Annotated in this window: 20 protein-coding genes and 1 pseudogene; 14 read left to right on the top strand and 7 right to left on the bottom strand. The window is 63.1% G+C overall.

Features of this window, described 5'->3' with window-relative positions; all coding sequences use genetic code 11:
- The first annotated feature begins 54 nt into the window (after positions 1-54).
- On the top strand, positions 55-1,836 hold the full coding sequence (locus AC1D08_RS10260) for an alpha,alpha-trehalose-phosphate synthase (UDP-forming) (RefSeq protein WP_457152975.1): 1,782 nt from the start codon (positions 55-57) through the stop codon (positions 1,834-1,836).
- On the top strand, positions 1,833-2,573 hold the full coding sequence (gene otsB, locus AC1D08_RS10255; protein ID WP_457152976.1) for a trehalose-phosphatase: 741 nt from the start codon (positions 1,833-1,835) through the stop codon (positions 2,571-2,573). Before AC1D08_RS10260 ends, otsB begins: the two co-directional genes overlap by 4 nt.
- 41 nt (positions 2,574-2,614) lie before the next feature.
- On the opposite strand, the pseudogene AC1D08_RS10250 reads toward otsB, so the two are convergent.
- Positions 2,615-3,338, bottom strand: a pseudogene (locus AC1D08_RS10250) (SDR family oxidoreductase).
- On the bottom strand, positions 3,335-4,180 hold the full coding sequence (locus tag AC1D08_RS10245) for an SDR family NAD(P)-dependent oxidoreductase (RefSeq protein ID WP_477423057.1): 846 nt from the start codon (positions 4,178-4,180) through the stop codon (positions 3,335-3,337). Before AC1D08_RS10245 ends, AC1D08_RS10250 begins: the two are co-directional and overlap by 4 nt.
- A 103-nt stretch (positions 4,181-4,283) precedes the next feature.
- Between AC1D08_RS10245 and AC1D08_RS10240 the strand changes: the two genes are divergently transcribed.
- Positions 4,284-5,171: a helix-turn-helix transcriptional regulator gene (locus AC1D08_RS10240; protein ID WP_457152978.1), complete on the top strand. Its 888-nt coding sequence runs from the start codon at positions 4,284-4,286 to the stop codon at positions 5,169-5,171.
- Between the two features lie 13 nt (positions 5,172-5,184).
- Here AC1D08_RS10240 and AC1D08_RS10235 read toward each other — a convergent pair whose 3' ends face one another.
- Positions 5,185-5,820: a TetR family transcriptional regulator C-terminal domain-containing protein gene (locus AC1D08_RS10235; RefSeq protein WP_457152979.1), complete on the bottom strand. Its 636-nt coding sequence runs from the start codon at positions 5,818-5,820 to the stop codon at positions 5,185-5,187.
- A 242-nt stretch (positions 5,821-6,062) separates the two neighbouring features.
- Between AC1D08_RS10235 and aptA the strand changes: the two genes are divergently transcribed.
- The 5 genes from aptA (at position 6,063) to AC1D08_RS10210 (ending at position 10,994) form a co-directional block, all read left to right on the top strand.
- Positions 6,063-7,391 (top strand): omega-aminotransferase AptA, encoded by a 1,329-nt coding sequence (gene aptA / locus AC1D08_RS10230; RefSeq protein ID WP_095088901.1) that lies wholly within the window; start codon positions 6,063-6,065, stop codon positions 7,389-7,391.
- Positions 7,392-7,461: 70 nt separating this feature from the next.
- Positions 7,462-8,712, top strand: coding sequence for a Zn-dependent hydrolase (locus AC1D08_RS10225; RefSeq protein WP_457152360.1), 1,251 nt, complete (start codon positions 7,462-7,464; stop codon positions 8,710-8,712).
- A gap of 64 nt (positions 8,713-8,776) precedes the next feature.
- Entirely contained in the window at positions 8,777-10,228 is a 1,452-nt protein-coding gene (hydA, locus tag AC1D08_RS10220) for a dihydropyrimidinase (RefSeq protein ID WP_477423055.1), read from the top strand.
- Positions 10,225-10,602 (top strand): hypothetical protein, encoded by a 378-nt coding sequence (locus tag AC1D08_RS10215; protein ID WP_457152350.1) that lies wholly within the window; start codon positions 10,225-10,227, stop codon positions 10,600-10,602. The genes hydA and AC1D08_RS10215 overlap by 4 nt, the downstream gene beginning before the upstream one ends.
- Positions 10,603-10,616: 14 nt before the next feature.
- On the top strand, positions 10,617-10,994 hold the full coding sequence (locus AC1D08_RS10210) for a hypothetical protein (RefSeq protein WP_457152351.1): 378 nt from the start codon (positions 10,617-10,619) through the stop codon (positions 10,992-10,994).
- A gap of 20 nt (positions 10,995-11,014) precedes the next feature.
- Here the strand turns inward: AC1D08_RS10210 and AC1D08_RS10205 are convergent, their stop codons facing one another.
- Positions 11,015-11,413: a cupin domain-containing protein gene (locus tag AC1D08_RS10205; protein WP_477423053.1), complete on the bottom strand. Its 399-nt coding sequence runs from the start codon at positions 11,411-11,413 to the stop codon at positions 11,015-11,017.
- A gap of 146 nt (positions 11,414-11,559) precedes the next feature.
- On the opposite strand from AC1D08_RS10205, the gene AC1D08_RS10200 reads away from it, so the two are divergent.
- From AC1D08_RS10200 to AC1D08_RS10185, 4 genes are read left to right on the top strand one after another with little or no spacing between them, the layout of a single operon-like run.
- A complete protein-coding gene (locus AC1D08_RS10200) occupies positions 11,560-12,351 on the top strand; it encodes an ABC transporter ATP-binding protein (RefSeq protein ID WP_457152353.1) in 792 nt (263 codons plus the stop codon).
- 13 nt (positions 12,352-12,364) lie between these two features.
- Entirely contained in the window at positions 12,365-13,243 is an 879-nt protein-coding gene (locus tag AC1D08_RS10195) for an ABC transporter permease (protein WP_477301961.1), read from the top strand.
- On the top strand, positions 13,240-14,394 hold the full coding sequence (locus AC1D08_RS10190; protein WP_457152355.1) for an ABC transporter permease: 1,155 nt from the start codon (positions 13,240-13,242) through the stop codon (positions 14,392-14,394). The genes AC1D08_RS10195 and AC1D08_RS10190 overlap by 4 nt, the downstream gene beginning before the upstream one ends.
- 40 nt (positions 14,395-14,434) lie before the next feature.
- On the top strand, positions 14,435-15,406 hold the full coding sequence (locus AC1D08_RS10185) for an ABC transporter substrate-binding protein (RefSeq protein WP_457152356.1): 972 nt from the start codon (positions 14,435-14,437) through the stop codon (positions 15,404-15,406).
- A gap of 42 nt (positions 15,407-15,448) precedes the next feature.
- Here the strand turns inward: AC1D08_RS10185 and AC1D08_RS10180 are convergent, their stop codons facing one another.
- Positions 15,449-15,907, bottom strand: a complete 459-nt coding sequence (locus AC1D08_RS10180; RefSeq protein WP_457152357.1) for an Lrp/AsnC family transcriptional regulator — start codon at positions 15,905-15,907, stop codon at positions 15,449-15,451.
- Positions 15,908-16,031: 124 nt separating this feature from the next.
- Between AC1D08_RS10180 and AC1D08_RS10175 the strand changes: the two genes are divergently transcribed.
- Together AC1D08_RS10175 and AC1D08_RS10170 are read left to right on the top strand one after the other, a co-directional pair.
- On the top strand, positions 16,032-17,315 hold the full coding sequence (locus tag AC1D08_RS10175; RefSeq protein ID WP_457152358.1) for a cystathionine gamma-synthase family protein: 1,284 nt from the start codon (positions 16,032-16,034) through the stop codon (positions 17,313-17,315).
- Between the two features lie 211 nt (positions 17,316-17,526).
- On the top strand, positions 17,527-17,967 hold the full coding sequence (locus tag AC1D08_RS10170; protein ID WP_457152359.1) for a CHRD domain-containing protein: 441 nt from the start codon (positions 17,527-17,529) through the stop codon (positions 17,965-17,967).
- 116 nt (positions 17,968-18,083) lie between these two features.
- On the opposite strand, the gene AC1D08_RS10165 is transcribed toward AC1D08_RS10170, so the two are convergent.
- Both AC1D08_RS10165 and AC1D08_RS10160 read right to left on the bottom strand, forming a co-directional pair.
- Positions 18,084-19,733 (bottom strand): thiamine pyrophosphate-binding protein, encoded by a 1,650-nt coding sequence (locus AC1D08_RS10165; protein ID WP_457151706.1) that lies wholly within the window; start codon positions 19,731-19,733, stop codon positions 18,084-18,086.
- Positions 19,730-20,905: a CaiB/BaiF CoA transferase family protein gene (locus AC1D08_RS10160; RefSeq protein ID WP_457151705.1), complete on the bottom strand. Its 1,176-nt coding sequence runs from the start codon at positions 20,903-20,905 to the stop codon at positions 19,730-19,732. The genes AC1D08_RS10165 and AC1D08_RS10160 overlap by 4 nt, the downstream gene beginning before the upstream one ends.
- Positions 20,906-20,984 lie beyond the last annotated feature (79 nt).

The raw sequence follows: 20,984 nt of genomic DNA, 5'->3' as shown, positions 1-20,984 counted from the left end.
CGGAAACACGAACAAAAAAGGCCGCCGAACGGCCTGAGGTGAGTTGGCATTCCAATGACAGATTATGGTGCGGACCTGCTCTGGGTTCTGATCCTCGCGAGCCTTTGTCTTTCCGCTCTTGCCGTTTTCTTCTCCATATCGCGGCAACGCCGCAGCCACCCTCCAACGGTTGCACATCCAGCCGGCGAGGACGTGGCCGCGGAAGCGGCGCGCAAGGTGATACGGGAGTTCGAAAAGAACGGCCAATCAGCCGATGCCGCCCTGGTGACGTGGTCGCCCGAGACATTGCGCAAGATCCTGGCTGACGATCTGCCCGATGCGCAGGTCATCGTGGTCTCCAACCGCGAACCATACATCCACAACGTCAGAGGCAATGGCGTCGAACTGCTCGTGCCGGCCAGCGGGCTGGTTTCGGCGCTGGAGCCGATCACCCGCGCCTGCGCCGGCACCTGGATAGCCTATGGCGGAGGCACCGCGGACCGTCTCATGGTCGACGAGGACGACCGGGTCCAGGTGCCACCCGGCAATCCGTCCTACACGCTGCGCCGGGTCTGGCTGACGGAGGAGGAGCATCAGGGCTACTATCTCGGCTTTGCCAATGAGGGCCTGTGGCCGCTTTGCCATATCGCCTTCACCCGGCCGATCTTTCGCGCCTCGGACTGGGAGGCCTATGAAGCCGTAAACCGGAAGTTCGCCGATACGGTGGTGGCCGAAGCACGCAACGAGCGGCCGATCGTGCTGGTCCAGGACTATCACTTCGCGCTGCTGCCGCGGATGATCCGCGAGCGCCTGCCCGAGGCTATCGTCATCACCTTCTGGCACATCCCGTGGCCGAACTCGGAAGTCTACAGCATCTGTCCATGGCGTGAGCGCATCCTCGAAGGACTACTCGGCAGCTCGATCATCGGTTTCCACACCCAGTTCCATGCCAACAATTTCACCGAGAGTGTCGATCGCTTCCTGGAAAGCCGTATCGAGCGGGCGGATGCGGCCATCTCCTATGGCGGGCAGACGACGCTGGTGCACGCCTATCCCATCTCGATAGAGTGGCCGGCGGACCTTCTGGCAAGATTGCCTGATGTCGATGACTGCCGCGCCCGCCTGCGCGCCAGGTTCGCATTGAAAGCGGATGTGAAGCTGGGCGTCGGCGTCGAACGTCTCGACTACACCAAGGGTATTCTGGATCGCCTCCAAGCGCTGGACGAATTGTTCAGGCGATACCCGGAATGGATCGGAAAGGTGGTCGTCCTGCAGATCGCGGCACCGAGCCGCGGCACGCTCCCGGCCTACAGGCAGCTCTACGACGAATGCCACCGTTATGCTGAAGAGCTCAACGAGCGCTATGGCAGCGACGGCTACAGGCCGGTGATCATGGTGGCCGAACATCACACGCAGGAACAGGTCTATGAGATCTATCGTGCCGCCGACATCTGCATGGTCACCAGCCTGCATGACGGCATGAACCTGGTCGCAAAGGAATTCGTTGCGGCGCGCAACGACGAACAGGGCGTCTTGATGCTCAGCACATTCGCCGGTGCCTCGCGCGAATTGCTGGAGGCGCTGATCGTCAACCCCTACGATGCCGCCATGATGAGCGAGGCTCTGCTGCAGGCGCTGACGATGACGCCGGATGAGCAGCGCGAGCGCATGCGGCCGATGCGGCAGATGGTCCGCGACAACAACGTCTATCGCTGGGCCGGCAGCATGCTTCTAGATGCGGCACGCTTGCGCAAGCGCGGTGACGTCGATCGGGCAACCGGCACTGGCGACCGACAGCCTCCGAGCGCCGACAATGTCGTTTCCATGTTCGAGCGCAAACGGCTGGCAATGTCATGAGCGAGACTCTGCGAAAGCCACAGACTGTGCTGGCCGGCGAATGGGCGCTGTTCCTCGACATTGACGGCACCCTGCTGGAACATGCGGAACACCCGGACGCCGTCTCGGTCAGCGCCGACCTTCGCTCTTTGCTGCAAGGCCTGGATCACAAGTTAAACGGGGCATTGGCTGTTATCACGGGCCGCTCGGTTGCGGCAGTGGATGAGCTTTTTCAGCCTTTGAAGCTGCGCGCGGCCGGGCTTTATGGCCTGGAACACAGGCTCCTGCCGGATGACCAAGTCGAAGTCGCTGGAGAGCCGGCGGATATTGCGGCCCTTGCCGACGAGATTGAGGCCGAGCTCGGTCGTGGGCAAGCCTATATCGAACGCAAGGGCCGGGTGCTGGCCATCCATACGCGCGCTGCCCCGCATTTGCTTCCGCGCGCGACGCAGCTTGTCGAGCAGGCGCTGGCCAGCCTGCCCGAGGGCTACCGGGTGGTTGCCGGCAATGCCGGCGTGGAACTGTTGCCGCTCGAGGCAGCCAAGGGTGCCGCGATCCGGCGGTTCATGGGCATAGCGCCCTTCACAGGCCGCCGCCCGGTCTTCCTGGGCGACGACACGCCAGACGAAAACGGCTTCGAAGCCGTCAACGATGCCGGCGGCATATCGATACGGGTCAAACCACCCGCGCATACCGCCGCACGGTACGGCCTTGACGGCGTTGCAGAAACGCTCGCCTGGCTGAGGGGTCAACTTTAGATCCAGCCGAGGGGCGCAACCGGGGCTTGGGGCGATGTGGATCAAGCCGCAAATCGGAGGCCGCCATCGCAGGTCAGCACCTGACCGGTCATGAAGCCGTTGGAGACGAGAAAGGCAATTGCGTCGGCGACGTCGTCGGCGCGGCCGATGCGGCCGACCGGGGTCTTGCCGGCATATTCGGCAAAGAGCGCCTGCCGCTGCTCCTCGGCCAGAAAATCCCACCAGGGCGTGTCGATAACGCCGGGCGCCACGACATTGACGCGCAGCGGCCTCAGCTCCACCGCCAGGATCGGCACGACGGTCAAAAGCATGCCGTTGATGGCGGCGATGCCGGCGACGCCCGGCGTCGCGAGCTGAGCCGATACTGCCGAGATGAAGGTGGCCGATCCACCCTTGTTCAGCGTCGGCAAGGCGGCCTGCAGGCATGACAGTTGCGGGCGGACTTTCTCGTCGACGCCGCTGCCGATATCGGTCAGGTCAAGCGTCTGGAAGGGGCCAAGGCCCTTGCCGCCGCTGGCCGCCAGGACCAAGGTGGTCGAAGGGGCCGAGGCGTTCGAAGAACTGGCTGACTTCGTCCGGCTTCGAGGCATCGAACGCAGCCTTCTCGACGGCCCCGCCGAGGCTCTTCCACGCGCCGTTGAGCCTATCCTGGTTGCGCCCGGTGATGGTCACCTTCATGCCGGGGCCAATCAGCTTGCGCGCCGTCGCCAGACCGATGCCGGACGAGCCGCCGATGACGACGGTGTGCTGGATTGTCGTGGTCATGAATGCTGTTCGTTCGATGTTGGGGAGGCGAGGCCGACGAGGTCGAGGCTCAAAGCTCGCAATTGTTGTCTAGCCTTGGCGTCGTAGGCCTGGGCGTCGGCGCGGGATTCCCGCAGGCCGTCGAAATAGAGGCCGCTGCGTCCGTCCAGCGCCGATGAAGTCGCAAGATTGAGGATAGCGTCGGCACCGGTTTCGACCGAACTCCATGGGGTGACGCCTGCCTGGCGGACCATGGTGGTGTCCATGTAGCTGGCCGGATGCAGCGCGTTCACGGTAACGCCTGTCCCTTTCAGCTCCTGCGCAAGGTCGACTGTGAACAGGATCTGCGCCAGCTTGCTCTGGCAATAGGCGCGCACGCCGTCGTAGCTGCGGGTCAGCATGACATCGCCGAAGTCGATCGCCTGCTGTCCAGCCGAGGCAACGTTGACGATGCGCGCCGGAGCGCTTGCTTTCAGCAATGGCAGAAGTTCCGATGTCAGCAGGAAGCCGGCGAGATAGTTGACGGCAAAGCGCAGTTCGTAGCCGTCGGCGCTGATCTGCCTTTTGGCACCTTGGCCGGCAGTGCCGATGCCGGCATTGTTGATGAGGATGTCGAGGCGGTCCGTCCTGGCGCGCACGGCCTCGGCGAGGCGGCGCACCTCGGTCAGGGAGGAGAGGTCGGCGACCAGCAGCTCGGCCTTGCCGCCGGCGGCTTCGATGTCGGCGACGGTCGTCTTACCGCGCGTCGCATCGCGACCATGCACCAGCACACGGGCACCATCAGCGCCGAGCCTTTGCGCGACGACACGGCCGACGCCGTCGGTCGACCCGGTGACGAGGATTGTCTTGTCTTTGAGTTCCATGTTCGGAGCCTCCCTTCTGTTGCTCTGAACGGAAGATGGGACAGCCAGCGCGCGTCAAACAGTTCAAACTTTATCCTGGTATCAATACTGCTATATTAGCCTCATGGAATCCCAACCTCACTCTGCTCCCACGCACTCCGCCGAAGACAGCCGCCGGCGCGAGCTGGGCGCTTTCCTGCGCTCGCGCCGCGAAAGGCTGACGCCATCGGCCACAGGCATTGCCACCGGCCTCAGGCGGCGCACGCCCGGGCTGCGGCGCGAGGAGGTGGCGATGATCGCCGGCGTCGGCACGACCTGGTACACATGGCTGGAACAGGGGCGGGACGTCAGGCCCTCGGTCGAAGTGCTGACGGTGCTTGCCGAGGCGCTGCGCCTCGATGCCGCCGAAAAGCAGCATCTGTTCATCCTCGCCGGCCGCCAGCAGCCGGAGCGTCGCGCCGTGGCGCCGGAAAAGGTCGACGGCCCCTTGCTGCACATGCTGCAGAGCCTGGTGCTGCAGCCGGCCTATGTCGTCGGCCGGCGCTGGGACGTGCTGGCCTGGAACCCGGCGGCGGTGGCGGTGTTCGGCGACTATGGTCTGCTGGAGGGTGATGCCCGCAACATCGTCCACATGGTCTTCACCAATCCGCACCACCGGCGGCTGCTGGTCGACTGGGAGCAACTGGCGCGCATGGTGCTGGCCTCGTTCCGGGCCGCAAGCGCCAGATATGTCGGCGATCCGGATTTCGAGCGGCTGATCGAGTTGATGACGCGCTCAAGCCCGGAGTTTCGCGCCTGGTGGCCGCAGCGCGACGTGGCGCACCGATTGTCGGGGGTGAAGCATGTCAGGCATCCGAGCGCTGGCGGCATGACGTTCGAGCATATGACCTTGTCGGTGGGCGACGGCTCCGACATGAAGCTGATCGTCTACACGCCGCTTGCCGAGCAGAACTCGATCGCAAAGCTGCAGACATTGCTGGATGCGCTGCCGGCCGAACGGCGCAGCGCCTGATAGCCGCCGAACGTTAGTTTTTCGGCTTCAGCCCGTCGAGGAACAATTGCTCCAGATAACGGGCGGCATCCTCGAAACGGCCATCGCCGCCGCGGTCGGGGCCGAGCACGGCTCGGACCTGGACGTCGAAATCGGCATAGTGCTGCGTCGTTGCCCAGATCGAGAAGATCAGATGCCAGGGGTCGGTCCTGGCGATCTTGCCGGCGCGCATCCAGCTCTTGATGACGGCGGCCTTTTCATCGACCAGCGTTTTCAGTTCACCCGCCAGCAGCGGCATGATGCGCGGCGCCCCTTGCAGGATCTCGTTGGCGAACAGCCGGCTCTCGCGCGGAAAATCGCGTGCCATTTCGAGCTTGCGCCTGATGTAGTTGCGCAATTCGGTCATGGGATCGCCGATGTCGTCCAGCTCTCGCAGCGGCGCCAGCCAGGTGTCGAGCAGGCGCTGCATCAACGTCTCGTGGATGTCCTCCTTGCGGCGGAAATAATAAAGCAGGTTCGGCTTCGACATGCCGGCGGCTTCGGCTATCTGGTCGATGGTCGAGCCGCGAAAGCCGTTGGTGGAGAAAACCTCGAGCGCCGCCTCCAGGATGAGTTCGCGCTTTTCCTGCTGGATGCGGGTGCGGCGAGGGGCGTCCGTGCTGGTGGTCACCGTTGCCAGCCCTCGCTTTGCCAAACCTCGCGTTCAAGGTCATCTGGACCAATTCTCTGGACCAGTTTTTCCTTGGCCTGTGGAACGCACTTCAGGTGCCGCATTTCCGCTAGTAATCCCTTGACCGCCGACAGGGCGGTGCTAACGTTTGTCCAATCGGTCAAAAATTTGCGTAGCACGAAATCGCAACGAAGACCAAGCGTTGGGCGCACCGAAACAATTTACAAGGGGAAGTCTTGGTCATGTCCAACCGGCTGAAAGTCACGCCGAACGATCTCAGTGCATTCTGGATGCCGTTCACGGCAAACCGGCAGTTCAAGCAGGCGCCGCGCATGATGGTGTCCGCCAAGGACATGCATTACACCACCAGCGATGGCCGCAAGGTGCTGGACGGCACCGCGGGTCTGTGGTGCGTCAATGCCGGCCACTGCCGGCCGAAAATCACCGAGGCCATCCAGCATCAGGCCGCCGAGCTCGACTACGCGCCGGCCTTCCAGATGGGCCATCCGATCGTCTTCGAACTGGCCAACCGCCTGGTCGACCTCGCGCCGAAGGGCATGGACCATGTCTTCTTCACCAATTCCGGCTCGGAATCGGTCGAAACGGCGCTCAAGATGGCGATCGCCTATCACCGCGCCAAGGGCGAGGGCTCGCGCACCCGTCTGATCGGCCGCGAGCGCGGCTATCACGGCGTTAATTTCGGCGGTATCTCGGTCGGCGGCATCGTCTCCAATCGCAAGATGTTCGGCACGCTGCTCGGCGGCGTCGACCACATGGCGCACACGCATCTGCCCGAGAAGAACGCATTCACCAAAGGCGTGCCGGAGCATGGCGCGGAACTGGCCAACGAGCTGGAGCGCATCGTCGCCCTGCATGACGCCTCGACCATCGCCGCCGTCATTGTCGAGCCGGTCGCCGGTTCCACCGGTGTGATCCTGCCGCCCAAGGGCTATCTGCAGAAGCTGCGCGAAATCTGCACCAAGCACGGCATACTTTTGATCTTCGACGAGGTCATCACCGGCTTCGGCCGTCTCGGCACGCCGTTCGCCGCCGACTATTTCGGCGTCACGCCCGACATCATGACCACCGCCAAGGGCGTCTCCAACGGCGTCATCCCGATGGGCGCGGTGTTCGTGAAGAAGGAAATCCACGACGCCTTCATGACCGGCCCCGAGCACATGATCGAGTTCTTCCACGGCTACACATATTCGGGCAATCCGATCGCCTGCGCGGCGGCCTTGGGCACGCTCGATACCTACAAGGAAGAGGGCCTGCTCACCCGTGGCGAGGAACTGGCGCCCTATTGGGAAGACGCACTGCATTCGCTGAAGGGCGAGCCGAACGTCATCGATATCAGAAACATCGGCCTGATCGGCGCGATCGAACTGGCGCCGATCGCCGGCCAGCCGACCAAGCGGGCCTTCTCGGCCTTCGTCAAGGCGTTCGAGCGCGGCGCGCTGATCCGCACCACCGGCGACATCATCGCGCTGTCGCCGCCGCTGATCATCACCAAGGGCCAGATCAACGAATTGATCGACCATGTGCGGGATGTCCTGCGCTCGATAGACTAATCTGCCTATACCTGGACGGGTGGCGACGGGAACCGCCGCCCGCCCAGGACATGAAATGAGAGGACTTGGCATGGCCGCACCCGGCGAGAATCTGCGAATCAATTCAGACCGTTTGTGGGATTCGATAATGGAGATGGCGAAGATCGGCCCCGGCATTGCCGGCGGCAACAATCGCCAGACCGTAACCGACGAGGACGGCGAGGGCCGGCATCTGTTCAAGCGCTGGTGCGATGCGGCCGGGCTCGACATGGGCGTCGACGAGATGGGCACGATGTTTGCCCGCCGCGAAGGCGCCGATCCAAGCCTGCCGCCGGTCTATGTCGGCAGCCATCTCGATACGCAGCCGACCGGCGGCAAGTATGACGGCGTGCTCGGCGTGCTGGGCGGGCTTGAGGTGGTGCGCTCGCTCAACGATCTCGGCATCAAGACCAAACATCCGATCGTCGTCACCAACTGGACGAACGAGGAAGGCGCACGCTTTGCCCCGGCAATGATGGCATCCGGCGTGTTTGCCGGTGTGCTCGACCAGGCCGACGTCTATGAGCATGTCGACAAGCAAGGCAAGAAATTCGGCGAGGAGCTTGAACGCATCGGCTGGAAGGGCACTGAGAAGGTCGGCGACCGCAAGATCCATGCCTTCTTCGAACTGCATATCGAGCAGGGACCGATCCTCGAGGACGAGGGCATCGACATCGGTGTCGTCACCCACGGGCAAGGGCTGAAGTGGCTGCAGGTGACGCTGACCGGCAAGGAGGCCCACACTGGTTCGACGCCGATGCCGAAGCGCCGCAATGCCGGGCTGGGCATGGCGCGTGTGATCGAACTGGTGCACGAGATCGCCATGGACTACCAGCCCGACGCCGTCGGCGCGGTCGGCCATATGGAGGTGTTTCCCAATTCGCGCAACATCATCGCCGGCCGCACCTTCTTCACCATCGACATCCGCTCGCCCGAAAAGGAAGTGCTGGATGCGATGGACGGCCGCATCCGCGAAGGCATCGACACGATCTGCGAGGCGCTCGACATCCAGTACAAGATCGAGCAGGTCGGCGCTTTCGACCCTGTCACCTTCGACGCCGGCTGCGTCAAGGCGATACGCGATGCCGCCGAACGCCTCGGCTATACGCACCGCAACATCGTCTCCGGCGCCGGCCACGATGCCTGCTGGATCAATCGCGTTGCGCCGACCGCGATGGTGATGTGCCCTTGCGTCGACGGGCTCAGCCACAACGAGGCCGAGGACATCTCCAAGGAATGGGCGTCGGCTGGTGCCGACGTGCTGTTCCATGCCGTGGTGGAGACGGCTGTCATCGTGGAGTGAGCTTACAAATCCGCATTCCAAACGCCGCTCGCAAAGAAGCGCGAAGAGAACAAGGGAACAAGACATGACCAAAGTTATCAAGAACGGCACCATCGTCACTGCCGACCGCACGTGGAAGGCCGATGTGCTGGTCAAGCACGGCAAGATCGTCGCCATCGGCTCGGACCTGCATGGCGACCACGAATTCGATGCCACCGGCTGCTATGTCATGCCGGGCGGCATCGATCCGCATACCCATCTCGAAATGCCGTTCATGGGCACCTATTCGGCCGATGATTTCGAATCCGGCACACGCGCGGCGCTCGCGGGCGGCACCACGATGGTTGTCGATTTCTGCCTGCCGGCGCCGCAGCAGTCGCTGCTGGAAGCCTTGCAGATGTGGGACAACAAAACCTCGAAAGCATCCTGCGACTATTCCTTCCACATGGCGATCACTTGGTGGGGCAAGCAGGTGTTCGACGAGATGGCCACCGTCGTCGACAAGGGCATCACGTCGTTCAAGCATTTCATGGCCTACAAGGGCGCGCTGATGGTCGACGACGACGAGATGTATGCCTCGTTCCAGCGTTGCGCCGACCTTGGCGCGCTGCCGCTGGTGCATGCCGAGAATGGCGATGTGGTTGCAGCCCTGTCACAGAAGTTGCTTGCCGCCGGCAACAATGGCCCCGAGGGTCATGCCTATTCGCGGCCACCGGAAGTGGAAGGCGAGGCGACCAACCGCGCCATCATGATCGCCGACATGGCGGGCGTGCCGCTCTATGTCGTGCATGTCTCCTGCGAGCAGAGCCACGAGGCGATCCGCCGGGCGCGGCAGAAGGGCATGCGGGTGTTCGGCGAGCCGCTGATCCAGCACCTGACGCTCGACGAGAGCGAGTATTTCAACAAGGACTGGGACCATGCGGCGCGCCGCGTCATGAGCCCGCCTTTCCGCAACAAATTGCACCAGGATTCGCTGTGGGCCGGCCTGCAGGCGGGTTCGTTGCAGGTGGTGGCGACCGACCATTGCGCCTTCACAACCAAGCAGAAACGCAACGGCGTCGGCGATTTCACCAAAATCCCGAACGGCACCGGCGGGCTGGAAGACCGCATGCCGGTGCTGTGGACCACCGGCGTCAACACCGGCCGGCTGACGATGAACGAGTTCGTCGCCGTGACCTCGACCAACATCGCCAAGATCCTCAACATGTACCCGAAGAAAGGCGCCATCGTCGAAGGCGCTGACGCCGACATCGTCGTCTGGGATCCGAAACGCAAGAAGAAGATCTCGTCGAAGAAGCAGCAATCTGTCATCGACTACAATGTCTTCGAAGGGTTCGAGGTGACCGGCCTGCCGCGCTTCGTGTTCTCGCGCGGCGAGTTGTCGATCCAGGAGGCCGAGGTCAAGGCCAAGCCGGGGCACGGCGAGTTTGTCGGCCGTGAGCCGAACGCGGCGGTCAACCGGGCGCTGTCGACGTGGAAGGAAATTTCCGCGCCGCGCAAGGTCGAACGCACCGGCATCCCGGCGACCGGGGTTTGAGCTTGGAGCGCTCGGCCGCGCTTATTTCGTTGGTCCTGGCTGCAGCTGTCGCTGGCCCAGCAGCAGCGAGCGGCGTGCTGGCCGGCTCCTGGGGCAACGATGTTGGCTGCGCCGGCGTCAAGGCCGGCTATCGGGACAGCGATGCCTATATCGTGCTGACCGCCGAGGGCATCGAGACCTATGGCAGCGGCTGCCGGTTCGCGCAGCAATTGACGTCGGTGCTGGGTGCCCAATCGGTGGCTTCGACCTGTTCCGCCGAGGGCGAGGCGGGGACGACGATCGAAACAATCGTGGTCACCAACAAGGGTGAGGATGGTTTCTTCGTCTCCATTCCGGGCCTTGAAGAAATGGGGCCGCTGCAATCATGTTCGTGACGTGGGGCGTTGGCATGCGCGGTTTTGGTCTGTCCCTTGCGATGGCGCTCGTGCTGGCTGCCGGTCAGGCTTCGGCGGCAGGCATCGATCTATCCAAGCCCTATGGCAACAAGTCCGGCTGCATCAACAAGAACGGCCAGGAAGTCTATGCCGAGGACATGCTGCTGCTGACGGACACGGATCTGGTCACCGTGGCAAGCGCCTGCACCTTTACCGACAAGCAGGCGAAATCGGACGGTTCGCTGGTCATCAAGGCGCAATGCGAGGCCGAAGGTGAGGATGGGCAGTCGCCGGCAGAGTTCACCGTCAAGCAAAGCCCCAAGAGCGCCAAGAAGCTGGTGATCACCGATGCGGACGGTAATGTCATGGGGGAAGTCTCCCGGTGCCGATGACGATCAAGTTCCCATCGGCTTCAAGCGACCAGCGCATCCAGTTCCGGCAGCAGGACGACGCTTTCCTGTTCGTTGGGATCGGTGCGGGCAATGACGGCCGAAGACGGGGCGCTGCTGAGATTGGCCGGCAGATGCGGCACGCCGGCCGGAATGTAGAAGAGGTCGCCGGCCTTGACGACGATATGATGCTCCAGCCGGTCGCCATACCACGTATGGACTTCGCCGGAGAGCACGTAGATCGCCGTTTCATGGTTCTCGTGCATGTGCGCCTTGGCGCGGGCGCCGGGCGGCATCGTCAGTATGTGCATGCAGATGCCGGAGGAACCGACGGTTTCAGTGGCGATGCCGGCGAAATAGGTCAATCCCTGCTTGCCTTCATAAGTGGTTTCAGGGCGGATAAGATGACAAGTGGGCGACATCGGGGAAAACTCCGGGCGTCGATTGAGTGGGACAAATTAGTGGGACTGGGGCCAATGGGACAGGGGCGAGTGGAAAACAACATCGCAATAAAAGCAATCGGATTCCGGTCGGCGCCGCAGTGGCGGGAACAGGCAGGCAGCAAGCGATGACGGGGATTTCGCCAGCCGTCGTCGCGGCAAGCCAACTCGGACTGACGTTCCAGACCAATGACGGGCCGGTGCAGGCGCTGTCCAATGTCGACCTGACCATCGGCAAGGGAGAGTTCGTCTCCTTCATCGGGCCGTCGGGCTGCGGCAAGACCACCTTGCTGCGCGTCATCGCCGATCTGGAGAAGCCAACCTCGGGGACGATTTCGGTCAACGGCATGACGCCCGAACAGGCGCGTGAGAAACGCGCCTATGGCTATGTCTTCCAGGCCGCGGCGCTGTTTCCGTGGCGCACCATCGAGCGCAATGTCGGGCTGCCACTGGAGATCATGGGTCTGTCCAAGGCGGAGCAGGCGGAGCGCATCAATCGCACGCTCGACCTCGTCAACCTCTCAGGTTTCGAGAAGAAATATCCCTGGCAGCTTTCTGGCGGCATGCAGCAGCGCGCGTCAATCGCCCGGGCCCTGGCCTTCGACGCCGACCTTCTGTTGATGGACGAGCCATTCGGCGCGCTGGACGAGATCGTGCGCGACCACCTCAACAAGCAATTGCTGGAACTGTGGGGACGCACCAACAAGACCATCTGCTTCGTCACCCACTCCATTCCCGAAGCCGTGTATCTGTCGACACGCATCGTCGTCATGTCGCCACGCCCGGGCCGCGTTACTGATGTCATCGAATCGACGCTGCCGAAGGAGCGGCCGCTCCACATCCGCGAGACGCCGGAATTCCTGGCGATCGCAGCCCGCGTCCGCGATGGTCTGCGGGCAGGGCACAGTTATGAAGATTGAGGCGGCGCGCTAGATGGACAGCTTCCGCGACAAGCTCGTTCCGGTGACCTCGATCCTCGCTGGCGTGGTCGTGCTCTGGTACGTTTTCGCCGTTATCCTCAACACGCCGTTCCAGCGCGATCTCGACCGGCGCGCCGGTGAAACCCCTGCCTTGAGCGAATTCATCGGCAAGACGCTGTCGCAGCCGAAGCCGACGCTGCCGGCGCCACATCAGGTGGCGGTCAATTTCTTCGAGAACACCTTTCTGCGCCCCGTCACGTCGAGCCGCAGCCTCGTCTACAATGCCTGGGTGACACTGTCGTCGACGCTGCTTGGCTTTGCTTTCGGCACGGGGCTCGGCATTATCATCGCCGTCGGCATCGTGCATGTGGCGACGCTCGACCGCAGCTTGATGCCGTGGATCATCGCCTCGCAGACCATTCCCATCCTGGCGGTGGCGCCGATGATCATCGTCGTGCTGGCGGCGGTTGGCATCACCGGGCTCATCCCGAAGGCGATGATCTCGACCTATCTGTCGTTCTTCCCGGTGACCGTGGGCATGGTGAAGGGCCTGCGCTCGCCGGAGATCATGCATCTAGACCTGATGCACACCTACAATGCCAGCGCGTCGCAGACCTTCTGGAAGTTGCGCGTGCCGGCCTCGGTGCCGTTCCTGTTCACATCGATGAAGGTGGCCGTGGCGGCGAGCCTGGTCGGTGCCATCGTCGGCGAACTGCCGACCGGTGCGGTCGCCGGCATCGGTGCCAAGCTACTGGCCGGCGCCTATTACAGCCAGTCTATCGACATCTGGTCGGCGCTGGTCGCAGGTTCGGTGGTGGCCGCACTACTTGTCATGGTGGTCGGCATAGCTGGGCGCATCGTCGACCGCGCCATGGGCGGGAGGCCGGCATGAACTGGCTGAAACCCTCGTGGCAAGCGGTGCTCGCCATCGCACTGTGCCTGATCGCTGTGGCGCTCGGCGCGATGTCGAAGCCCGAAGCGGCAGCGCTTGCCGACCCGGCAGTCAGCTTCAACTACCCCTACCTCACAACGAAGGGCTTGATCTTCGGCCTGGCCGTGCTGGCGGCGCTGATCTCGATGACCAGGATTCCGCCCCTTGCAGAGGCGGTGGTGCTGTTTGTCGGCGCCCACCTCGTCGCATGGTTGCTGATATCGGGCATAACCGGTTTTGAAGGCACGGCACTGGCGCCGTACTTTTTGCTGCTCACTGCTGCCTGGCTGCTCGGCTGGCGCTGCGTCGCCGTCCTGTCGGAGCTTCGCCCGATGGCGAACTGGGCCCGGAGCGCGCTGCGCCTGATCATCCCCGCCATTTTCGGCGCCTGGATCCTGATCATCTGGGAAGCCGTGACGCGGGGCGCCGGCATTCCCTTCATCCTTTTGCCGCCGCCAAGCGCCATCGGCGCGCGCATCGCCAACTCGCTGCCGGTGCTCGGCGCCGATGTCCGGCAGACCATCTTCAAGGCGGTGATCTTCGGGTATGTCGTGGGCAGCGGTGCCGGCTTCATCACCGCGATCCTCGCCGATCGCGTACCGTTCCTGCGCCGCGGGCTCTTGCCGATCGGCAACATGGTCTCGGCGCTGCCGATCATCGGCGTCGCCCCAATCATGGTCATGTGGTTCGGCTTCGATTGGCAATCCAAGGCGGCCGTCGTCATCATCATGACCTTCTTCCCGATGCTGGTGAACACGGTGGCTGGGCTCGCCGCGTCCGGCCATATGGAGCGCGACCTGATGCGCACCTACGCATCGGGCTACTGGCAGACGCTGCTGAAACTCCGGCTGCCGGCAGCAGCGCCCTTCATCTTCAATGCGCTGAAGATCAACTCGACGCTGGCGCTGATCGGCGCCATCGTCGCCGAGTTCTTCGGTACGCCTGTCGTCGGCATGGGCTTCCGCATCTCGACCGAGGTCGGGCGGATGAACATCGACATGGTCTGGGCCGAAATCGCAGTTGCAGCACTTGCGGGTTCGGTCTTTTATGGTGTGGTCGCTCTTGTCGAAAGAGCCGTCACGTTTTGGCATCCCTCTGTCCGTGGTGGATAGGGCGGTGGGTTTAAGGGTACTAACTTCAGAGGGTAAAAAGATGAAAAGACTGATTATTCCTGTCCTGGCCGGCGCAATGTCGCTAGCCGCTTTCCAGGCAATGGCCGCCGACAAGGTGACGTTGCAACTGAAATGGGTCACGCAGGCCCAGTTTGCCGGCTACTATGTTGCCAAGGCCAAGGGTTTCTACGAGGCCGAAGGTCTCGACGTCGACATCAAGCCGGGCGGTCCCGACATTGCGCCCGAGCAGGTGATCGCCGGCGGCGGCGCCGACGTCATCGTCGACTGGATGGGTGGTGCGCTGGCCGCTCGCGAAAAGGGCGTGCCGCTGGTCAACATCGCCCAGCCGTTCAAGAAGGCCGGCATGGAACTGGTCTGCCCGAAGGACGGCCCGATCAAGACCGAAGCCGACTTCAAGGGCCACACGCTCGGCGTCTGGTTCTTCGGCAACGAATATCCGTTCTACGCCTGGATGAACAAGCTCGGCCTGAAGACCGAAGGCGGCCCGGATGGCGTCACGGTTCTGAAGCAGAGCTTTGACGTGCAGCCGCTGATCCAGAAGCAGGCCGACTGCATCTCGGTGATGACCTATAACGAGTACTGGCAGCTGATCGACGCCGGCTACAAGCCGGAACAGCTGACGGTGTTCAACTATTCGGCAATGGGCAACGACCTGCTCGAGGACGGGCTCTATGCGTCGGAAGATAAGCTCAAGGATCCGGCGTTCGAGGACAAGATGGTGCGTTTCGTGCGCGCCTCGATGAAGGGCTGGAAATACGCCATCGACAACAATGACGAGGCCGCAGGCATCGTCATGGACGGTGGCGGCCAAGACGAGAACCACCAGAAGCGGATGATGAGCGAAGTCGCCAAGCTGATCGACAATGCCGACGGCAAGCTCGATCCGGCGACCTACGAGCGCACCGCCAAGGCGCTGCTCGACCAGAAGATCATCACCAAGGAGCCGAAAGGCGCCTACACCACCGCCATCACCGACAAGGCGGTCAAGTAAGCCTAGCCGGCAATATCTTGATATTGACAAACGGCGCCTCTGTCAGAGGCGCCGTTCCTTTATGGTGTTCATGACGAAGCTGGTCTCGATCGAGGCGACGCATTTCAGCCGCGCGATCTTTTCCTTGATGAAGCGCTCGTACTGTTCGAGGCTGCCCGTCACCACCTTCAGCACATAGTCGCGCGAACCGGTGACGAGGTGGCATTCCAGCACCTCTTCCCAGCCGCGGATCGCGTCCTCGAACATGACGATCTCGTCCTCGTTCTGACGGCTGAGCCTGACGGTCGCGATGGCGACCATGCTCCAGCCGAAGGCGGCCGGATCGACCAGCGTGGTGTAGCCTCTGATGACGCCGGTCTCCTCCAGCCGCCGCACCCGCCTCAGACAGGGCGACGGCGACAAGCCGATCCGCTCGGCAAGTTCGTTGTTGGTGATGCGGGCGTCGGCCTGCAATTCCTGCAGAATCCTGCGGTCGAAATCATCGGCTATCTTTTGCTGCACTTTCGGCCTCTCCCGGCAATTTGTTGCGAGGATGCAGCCATGTGCGCCCAAAAATAGCAAGGACTGCGCGATGGGGATCGCATAAATTGCCGTGCGACACTCCTCGAAGAAGCAGGAAAAAGCCATGCCCGCGCCACGCCCGTCGAAAACCCATATCGGCAACCACAAGCTCCATCCGGAGACGCTAATGCTGAGCTATGGCTTCGATCCGCAGCTTTCGGAGGGCGCGGTCAAGCCACCGGTGTTCCTGACCTCGACATTCGTGTTCAAGTCGGCGGAAGAGGGACGCGACTTCTTCGACTACACGTCCGGCCGCAAGGAGCCGCCGAGCGGTACGGCGTCCGGTCTGGTCTATTCGCGCTTCAACCATCCCAACAGTGAGATCGTCGAGGACCGGCTCGCGATCTATGAGGGGACGGACGCCTGCATCCTGTTTTCGTCAGGCATGTCGGCGATCGCGACGACACTTCTCGCCTATGCTCGTCCGAGCGACGTCATCCTGCATTCGCAGCCGCTCTATGGTGGTACCGAGACGCTTTTGACGCGCACGCTTTCCGGCTTCGGCATCGGCGCTGTCGGCTTCGCCGACGGCGTCGACGAGACGGCCGTGCGCGCGGCAGCCGACGCTGCAGTCGCGAAGGGCCGTGTCTCGGTCATCCTGATCGAGACGCCGTCAAATCCCACCAACAGCCTGGTCGACATCGCGCTGATGCGCAAGATCGCAGACGAAATCGGCGCGCGCCAAGGGTCGGCGCCGATCATCGTCTGCGACAACACGCTGCTTGGTCCGGTGTTCCAGAGGCCCATCGAACACGGCGCCGATGTATCCGTCTATTCGCTGACCAAATATGTCGGCGGCCATTCCGACCTGATCGCGGGCGCCGCCATGGGCAGCAAGGCGGTCACCAAGCCGATCAAGGCGCTGCGCGGCGCGATCGGCACGCAGCTCGACCCGCATTCCTGCTGGATGCTTGGCCGTTCGCTGGAGACGCTGTCGATCCGCATGGAGCGGGCGAACGACAATGCGCGCATGGTCGCTGAATTCCTGCGCGATCATGCCAAGGTCGAGAAGGTGCATTACCTGCCGTTCCTGCGCGAGGATACGCCGGCCGGCCGCGCCTATAAGGCACAGTGTAGCGGCGCCGGCTCGACCTTCTCCTTCGACATACGCGGCGGACAGAAGGCGGCTTTCGCCTTTCTCAACGGCCTGCAGATATTCAAACTGGCTGTAAGCCTCGGCGGAACGGAATCGCTGGCCAGCCACCCAGCAGCCATGACCCATTCGGGGATACCCTTCGACGTGCGCCAACGTATCGGCGTGCTGGAGACCACGGTCAGGCTGTCGATCGGTGTAGAGCATCCGGACGATTTGATCGCCGACCTGACGCAGGCGCTGGCAGCGGTCTGACCGTCTCCGAGGCGCGCCTAGGCAGCGAGGCGGAGGCGCCGTCGCAGCTTTGAGTTGGATAATCCCAGGAGGGGCGGGCAACCGCCTCTCTCTTTATCGGTCGTCATCACATATGCGTGCGCCGAGGATACTTTTGGCCGGTAGATCGTTGTGGTGATGTATCCATGCGCTGGGGGGCCGCAGGGTGTTTCATCCAACGGAGGTTTCTAAAATGCGCATGCAGTCCATTTCGCCGATCGTTTCGGCACTTGCCGTCACTGTTTCTATCTTCCTTGTCTCGCCGGCCTTGGCCGACACGGAAAAGTTCACTGCGACGCTCGATGGCGGCCAGCAGAGCCCGCCCGTCACAACGAAGGGCAAAGGCACGGCCACTCTCACGTTCGATACGGCCAAGAAGAAGCTCAGCTGGAACGTCAAATATTCCGGTCTCAGCGGGCCGGCGACGGCCGCGCACATTCACGGCCCGGCGGCGATGGGTGAAAACGCCGGACCCGTCATCCCGTTCAAAAAGCTCAAGAGCCCGATCAAGGGATCGGAGACGTTGACCGATACGCAGGCCGCTGACCTCGAGGCCGGCAAATACTACGTCAACGTCCACACCGCCGCCAACAAGGACGGTGAGATCCGCGGCCAGATCGAAAAGGCGAAGTAGGATAACGTCGCCCCGGGGGACTGGGGGACTGAATTACCTCGAAGTTAAGGAACAGCGTCCCCTCCGTCCGGTAGGATGGAGGGGACGCGACGCTGTTCGACCCATGCCGTTGGTGCTCAGGCCTTGTCGCGGATCTGGGTCATCGTCCGGGTCGGCGTGATCGCCTCGGGGTCGAGCCTGATCTCGACGATCGCCGGTTTGCCGCTGGCGCGGGCACGCTCGAAGGCGGAAGCGAAATCCGCGGTCTTCTCGACAGTCTCGCCATGGCCGCCATAGGCGCGGGCCAAGGCCGCAAAGTCGGGGTTCTTGAGATCCGTGGCAACGACGCGGCCGGGATATTCGCGCTCCTGATGCATGCGGATGGTGCCGTAGATGCCATTGTTGACGACGACGACGATGATCGGCAGGTCATACTGGACGGCGGTGGCGAATTCCTGCCCGTTCATCAGGAAGCAGCCGTCGCCGGCAAAGGCAACCACCATGCGATCCGGGAACAGCCCTTTGGCGGCGACCGCGGCAGGGGTGCCATAGCCCATCGAGCCTGACGTCGGGGCTGCCTGCGTGGCGAAGCGGCGCGAGCGGTGGAAGCGATGCACCCAGGTGGCGTAATTGCCGGCGCCGTTGGTGAGGATGGCGTCGTCGGGCAACACCTTTTCGAGGTAGTTCATGATCGGCCCCATCTGGACCGGGCCGGGACCGCTCTCCGGCGGCGTCGACCAGTCGAGATAGGCCGCATGCAGCTTTGGCGTCTCGGCTGCCCAGACGGGCGCGGCGGCCGGCCTGCGCTTGGCGAAGGCTTGAACGAAGGCCGAAGGCGAGGCGTTGATTGCCAGTGTCGGCCGGTAGACGCGGCCGAGTTCGCCGGCATCGGCATGGACATGGACCAGCGTCTGGTCGGGGTAGGGGCTTTTCAGCAGCGTGTAGTCGGACGACGGCATTTCGCCCATGCGGCCGCCGATCAGCAGCACGAGATCGGCCTGCTTGATCGCGGTGGCCAGCTTCGGATTGATGCCGATGCCGACATCGCCGGCATAGTTCGGATGCAGATGGTCGAACAGCATCTGGCGGCGGAAGGAACAGCCGACCGGCAGCGACCACGCTTCGGCGATCGTGCGCATCTGCGCCACGGCCTCGGCATCCCAGCGGGTGCCCCCGAGGATGACGAATGGCCGCTTGGCCCTGGCCAGCAATGCCTCCAGCGCGTCGAGTTCGGCTTCGCCAGGCCGGGTTTCGACCGATGTGTGCGGCAAGGCGATGGGGGCTTCGACGACACTGGTCAGCATGTCTTCGGGAAGCGAGATGACCACCGGGCCGGGGCGGCCCGATGTCGCCACCGCGAAGGCGCGGGTGACGAATTCCGGGATGCGCGAGGCATCGTCGATCTCGACCACCCATTTGGCGATGTCGCCGAAGAAACGCTTGTAGTCGACTTCCTGGAAGGCCTCGCGCTCCTTGGCGTGGCTGGCGACCTGGCCGATGAACAGGATGACGGGAACCGAGTCCTGCATGGCGATGTGGATGCCGGCGGACGCATTGGTAGCGCCGGGCCCGCGGGTGACGAAGCAGATGCCGGGCTTGCCGGTCAGGCGGCCGTGGCAATCGGCCATCATGGCGGCGCCGCCTTCCTGGCGGCAGACGATGGTGCGGATCGCTGAATCGTGCAGCGCGTCGAGCACCGCCAGGTACGATTCGCCAGGCACGCAATAGATGCGGTCGGTGCCGTTGGCTTCGAGTGCGTCGACGATCAGTTGTCCGCCAGTCTTCATTGTCCAGACTTCTCCAGTTCGGCAAGGATTTCTTGCGTGTGCTCGCCGAGGCGCGGCGAGGGACGCTCATAGACGAGCGGCGTGCCGGACATCACCATCGGTGCGCGCACCGATGGCAGAAGATTGCCCTGGCCGTCGTCAAGGTCGAGCCGCATGCCGCGCGCGATCGTCTGCGGGTCGGCAAACATCTGGCCGATCGTGTTGATCGGGCTCGCCGGCACGCTGGCCGCCTCCAGCTTTGCCAGCAGCGGGTCGCGATCAAAAATCTTCAGCGCCTCGATCATGTGCTCGCGCAGCTTGACCCGGTTGGTGACGCGGGCAGGGTTGGTGGCGAAGTCGGGATTTGCGGGCAAATCGTCGAGCCCGACGGCGGCACAGAATTTAACGAACTGGCCGTCATTGCCGACCGCCAGGATGATGTGACCATCCCTGACCGGGACCACCTCGTAAGGCGCGATGTTCATATGCGCATTGCCCATCTGCACCGGCGACTTGCCGGAAACGAGATAGTTGAGGTTCTGGTTGCCGAGCGCCGAGATTTGGGTGTCGAAGAGCGCCATGTCGATGTGCTGGCCGTCGCCAGTCTGTTCGGCATGGCGAAGCGCCGCCTGAATGGCGATGACCGAATAAAGGCCGGTGAAGATATCGGAGATGGCGACGCCGGCCTTTTGCGGCTCGCGGCCGACCTCGCCGGTGATCGACATCATGCCGGCCATGGCCTGGATGATGAAATCATAGCCGGCGCGCGGCGCGTAGGGACCATCCTGGCCGAAGCCGGTGATCGAGCAGTAGACGAGGCGAGGGTTGATCGTCTTCAGGCTGTCGTAATCGAGGCCATATTTCTTGAGGCCGCCGAGCTTGAAGTTCTCAATCAGCACGTCCGACGTCGCGACCAGCCGGCGCACCGTCTCGGCACCCTCGGGCGTCGAGAAGTCGATGGCGATGGAGCGCTTGCCGCGATTGCAGGAGTGGTAATAGGCGGCCGACAGGTTCTCGCCGTCCTTGCCCATGACGAAGGGCGGGCCCCATTTGCGGGTGTCGTCGCCGCCATCGGGGCTCTCGACCTTAATGACATCGGCGCCGAGATCGGCAAGCAATTGCCCGGCCCAAGGTCCGGCAAGGATGCGAGCGAGTTCGACGACGCGGACGCCTTTCAGTGGGGGTTTGGCCATAAATCACCGTGGTTGCTGCAATCACTTTGATTGCTGCGAAAGCAGAGGCTCTATCAAGCCCGGCGGTGGCTGTCACGGC

Source organism: Mesorhizobium sp. P2_E6 (assembly GCF_056403835.1).
The sequence above is the reverse complement of the archived record's forward strand: the minus strand, read 5'-3'. Positions and strand labels throughout refer to the sequence as shown.